The following is a 4044-nucleotide window of genomic DNA, read 5'->3' as shown; positions in this document are numbered from 1 at the left end:
CGTCGGACAGCAATAGTTCTTCCGCTCCCATCACGGCAACGGTCGACTCGGGGATGCGCCCGTCGGCGGCAGCGATGAGCACGGTGACGAAGTCGTCGATCGGAATGGGTCGCACGGTCTTGCCGCGAAACCCGACCGTGCCGAACACGGGCCACGTCTTCACGGCACGACTGACGTGGTCAACCATGTGGTCTCCGCGCCCGTAGATCATCGACGCCTTGAGGATCGTGTGCGGGATGCCCGACTGACGGATGAGCTCTTCCGCCGCCCACTTCGACTCGTGATACGGCGAACCGCAGTCGGGGCGAGCCCGCAAGAAGCTCACCATGACGATGCGGCCGACCCCTGCGCGGCGGGCTGCCTCGATCATCGCGCGGGTTCCGTCGATGTGGACGCGCGAGAAGGTTTGGTCGCCGATCTCGCGGTTGATGCCCGCCGCGTGCACGACGACATCGCACCCCGCGAAGGCGGCCGTGAGGGCCGCGACATCGTCGATCTCGGTGCCCGTGCGCCGAGACACCACGACCGTGTCGGATGCCGGCAACCGTGCCGCGAGGTTTCGGCCGACAAACCCTGTTCCGCCGGTGATCGCTATGCGCATGTGTGACTCCGTGTCTAATTAGCTAAATTGCTACATTAGGCACTCTATCTAGCCTCGGTGCTATATTGCAAAAGTGGTAGATACAGCGAGCGACATCTTTGCGGCGCTCGCTCACCCGACCCGTCGACAGATTCTGCAAGACCTCAAAGACGGCGAACTCACCGCCGGCGACATCGCCGCGCGATTCACCTCATCGGGCCCGACGATCTCGCGTCACCTCGGCGTTTTGCGACAAGCCGGACTCATCTCAGAACGCCGAGACGCCAACCGCATCTTCTACTCGCTCGTGAGCGACCGCCTGGCACTCTCCGTCGGCGACTTCCTGTCAACAGTGTGCCCCGAGCAAATCGTGCTGCGCGAGGTGCGCAAGCGTGTGCTGCCCGGCGAAGCAGCGCCTGAGACGCCGGCTATCGCCTGAACCCCAGGCCTGGGCCTCGCGCCTAGCGTCAGAACGGCAACCGGTAGTCATTCGTCGAGGCTCGCCCGCGAGGGACAAGGTTCAGCACCGAGCCGTCCTTCTCAATCGAGATTGTCGGCACCTTCAGGAACCGCGACTTTCGCATCGACCACGAGCCGTCGAGGTAGGCGAGCGCGGCCCTGACAAACGACGCGAGGTACTCGCGTACTTCGTGGGGTTCCATGGACTGATCATCCGCTGTGCCCGTCGAGAAGCCGCCGTTGACCGTCAACTCATACGAACCGCTGCCCGTGGCCGAGACGATCGCGAAAGCCTCGGGATCGGTGAGGGAGGTCAGTTTGATGTAGCTCTCGGGGTGCCGAGCAGCGTCTGTTCTGCCGACATCGACGTGTACCCCGCTGATCGTGCCCGCGAGATCGAGCAACACTGCTCTCAGGTCATCCGGGTTCACATCGCCAGTATTCAGCAACAACGACTGTTCGAGATGACTCCGGATGCGTGCGCGTGACGCGATCCTGCGACTACCGCTGCGGCCAGTCGCGCGCGGGCGCGCCCACGTAGAGCTGCTGCGGGCGGCCGATCTTCGTTTGGGGGTCGTCGTTCATCTCGCGCCAGTGGGCAATCCAACCCGGCAGGCGCCCGATGGCGAAGAGCACCGTGAACATGCGCGTGGGGAACCCCATGGCCTTGTAGATGACACCCGTGTAGAAGTCGACGTTCGGGTAGAGCTTGCGCTCGATGAAGTAGTCGTCGGCGAGGGCGATGGCCTCGAGCTCGCGCGCGATCTGCAGCAGCGGGTCGCTGACTCCGAGGTCGGCGAGCACGGCATCCACGCTCTCTTTGACCAACTTGGCGCGGGGGTCGTAGCTCTTGTAGACGCGGTGCCCAAAGCCCATGAGCTTGATGCCGTCTTCTTTGGCCTTGACGCGCTCGACGAAGCGCTCGACGCTTTCACCCGAATCGCGGATGCGCGCGAGCATCTCGAGCACGGCCTCATTGGCGCCACCGTGCAGCGGCCCCGAGAGGGCGTTGATGCCCGCCGAGATCGAGGCGAAGAGGTTGGCGCCCGTCGAGCCGACGAGGCGCACGGTCGAGGTCGACGCGTTTTGCTCGTGGTCTTCGTGCAAGATCAGCAGGCGGTCGAGCGCCTTCACGAGCACGGGGTTGACCTCGTAGGGCTCGGCCATGTTGCCGAAGTTGAGGCGCAAGAAGTTCTCGACGAAGCTCAGCGAGTTGTCGGGGTAGAGGAACGCCTGGCCGATGGCCTTCTTGTGGGCGTAGGCCGCGATGACGGGCAACTTGGCAAGCAATCGGATGGTCGAGATCTCGACCTGCTCGGGGTCGTGCGGGTCGAGCGAGTCGCCGTAGTAGGTCGAGAGGGCGCTCACGGCGCTCGAGAGCACCGACATGGGGTGCGCCTGGTGCGGCAGCGAGTCGAAGAAGCGCTTGAGGTCTTCGTGCAGGAGCGTGTGGTGGCGCACGCGCTCGTCAAACTCGTGCAATTCGCTCGCCGAGGGCAGCTCGCCATAAATCAGCAGCCAGGCGACCTCGAGAAAGGTCGAGTTCGATGCCACGTCGTCGATGGCATAGCCGCGATAGCGCAGCACACCCTGTTCGCCATCGATGTAGGTGATGGCGCTCTTCGTGGACGCGGTGTTGACGAACCCGTAGTCGAGGGCCGTCAGACCGGTCTGGCGCGTGAGCGACGAGAGGTCGAGACTCGAGGCGCCGGCAACGCTCGGCACGATCGGAAACTCGGCCGTGCCGCCCGGAAAGTGCAGCGTGGCCGTGGTGTCGCCGTCGTTGCGTGTTCCGTCGCTCATAGCGCCTCCTCGCGAAAAATGATCAGGGTGTGATCGGTGTGTGGGGGCGGGGTCCCGAGAACGAGCCAAGGTGGTGGTGGCGGCTCGGGAGTGACCCGCCTACAGCCTATGCGCAAAGGCGCACCAGTCACGTACGGGCCAACAGACCCGTTCAGGCGTTAGAGAGTTGCGCCAAACGCGCGGCCGCGGCGCCGATGCGCTCATCGGTCGCCGTGAGAGCCAACCGCACGTGTTGCGAGCTCTCGCCCTCATAAAACGTGCCGGGCGCGGCCAGAATGCCGTGCTCCGCGAGCAGCGCAATCGTGTCGAGCGCGGGTTCGGCACGCGTCGCCCACAGGTAGAGCCCGGCCTCGGAGTGATCGATGCGAAAGCCCGCCTTGTCGAGCGCGCCGCTCAGCACTGTGCGGCGCTTGCGGTAGCGCTCGCGCTGCTCGGCGACGTGCGTGTCGTCACCGAGCGCGGCAATCATCGCCGCCTGCACGGGCGCGGGCGGAATGAGCCCCACGTGCTTGCGCACCTCGAGCAACTGGCGCACGATCGCGGCGTCGCCCGCGAGAAACGCCGCGCGGTAGCCGGCAAGGTTCGACTGCTTGCTGAGCGAGTAAACGCTGAGCAGTCCCGCGTGGTCGCCATCGGTCACGCGGGGGTCGAGGATGCTCGGCACGCGCTCGTCGTCGGCCGTGCCGCCCCACCGCTCGGGCTGCCAGCCCAGCTCGGCGTAGCACTCGTCGTTGACCAGCACGGCTCCGAGTTCGCGGGCTCGGGCAACCGCGGCCCGCAGAGCCGCGACGCCGAGCACGGCTCCCGTGGGATTACCCGGGCTGTTGAGCCACACAAGGCGAGTGGATGCGGGCCAGTTATCCGGGGAATCCGTCGCGACGCCGGTCGTGCGAGCCACCACCGAACCCACGGCATAGGTCGGGTAGGCCGTGCGCGGGTACACAACGGTGTCGCCGGGGCCGAGGCCGAGCAGCAGGGGCAGGAGGCCGACGAGCTCTTTCGAGCCGATCGTCGGGAGCACAGCATCCGTCGTCAAACCGTCGACCCCACGACGACGGGCGTACCAGGCAGCAATCGCGGCGCGCAGTTCGGGTGTGCCCATCGTTTGCGGGTAGGCGTGGGCGTCAGTCGCGGCGACGAGCGCCTCGCGCACGAGCTGGGGGGTCGCGTCAACGGGAGAGCCGACCGAGAGATCGACGATG

Annotated in this window: 5 protein-coding genes; 1 reads left to right on the top strand and 4 read right to left on the bottom strand. The window is 65.9% G+C overall.

The genetic code is table 11. From position 1 onward, the window contains the following. On the bottom strand, positions 1 to 601 hold a 601-nt coding region (locus tag SFU54_RS10340), incomplete at its 3' end, for an SDR family oxidoreductase (protein WP_319016192.1). A 73-nt stretch (positions 602 to 674) separates the two neighbouring features. Here SFU54_RS10340 and SFU54_RS10335 point away from each other — a divergent pair. Continuing rightward, positions 675 to 1019 (top strand): metalloregulator ArsR/SmtB family transcription factor, encoded by a 345-nt coding sequence (locus SFU54_RS10335; RefSeq protein WP_319016191.1) that lies wholly within the window; start codon positions 675 to 677, stop codon positions 1017 to 1019. Between the two features lie 28 nt (positions 1020 to 1047). On the opposite strand, the gene SFU54_RS10330 is transcribed toward SFU54_RS10335, so the two are convergent. The 3 genes from SFU54_RS10330 to dapC form a co-directional block, all read right to left on the bottom strand. Then, positions 1048 to 1470 (bottom strand): hypothetical protein, encoded by a 423-nt coding sequence (locus SFU54_RS10330; protein WP_319016190.1) that lies wholly within the window; start codon positions 1468 to 1470, stop codon positions 1048 to 1050. A 70-nt stretch (positions 1471 to 1540) separates the two neighbouring features. Further along, on the bottom strand, positions 1541 to 2842 hold the full coding sequence (locus SFU54_RS10325; RefSeq protein ID WP_319016189.1) for a citrate synthase: 1302 nt from the start codon (positions 2840 to 2842) through the stop codon (positions 1541 to 1543). A 151-nt stretch (positions 2843 to 2993) separates the two neighbouring features. Further along, on the bottom strand, positions 2994 to 4044 hold a 1051-nt coding region (dapC, locus tag SFU54_RS10320), incomplete at its 5' end, for a succinyldiaminopimelate transaminase (RefSeq protein ID WP_319016188.1).

Origin of the sequence: Microcella sp. (genome assembly GCF_033763155.1) — a bacterium.
In the GTDB taxonomy this organism is placed as follows: domain Bacteria; phylum Actinomycetota; class Actinomycetes; order Actinomycetales; family Microbacteriaceae; genus Microcella.
This window is presented reverse-complemented; position numbering and strand designations above follow the sequence as displayed.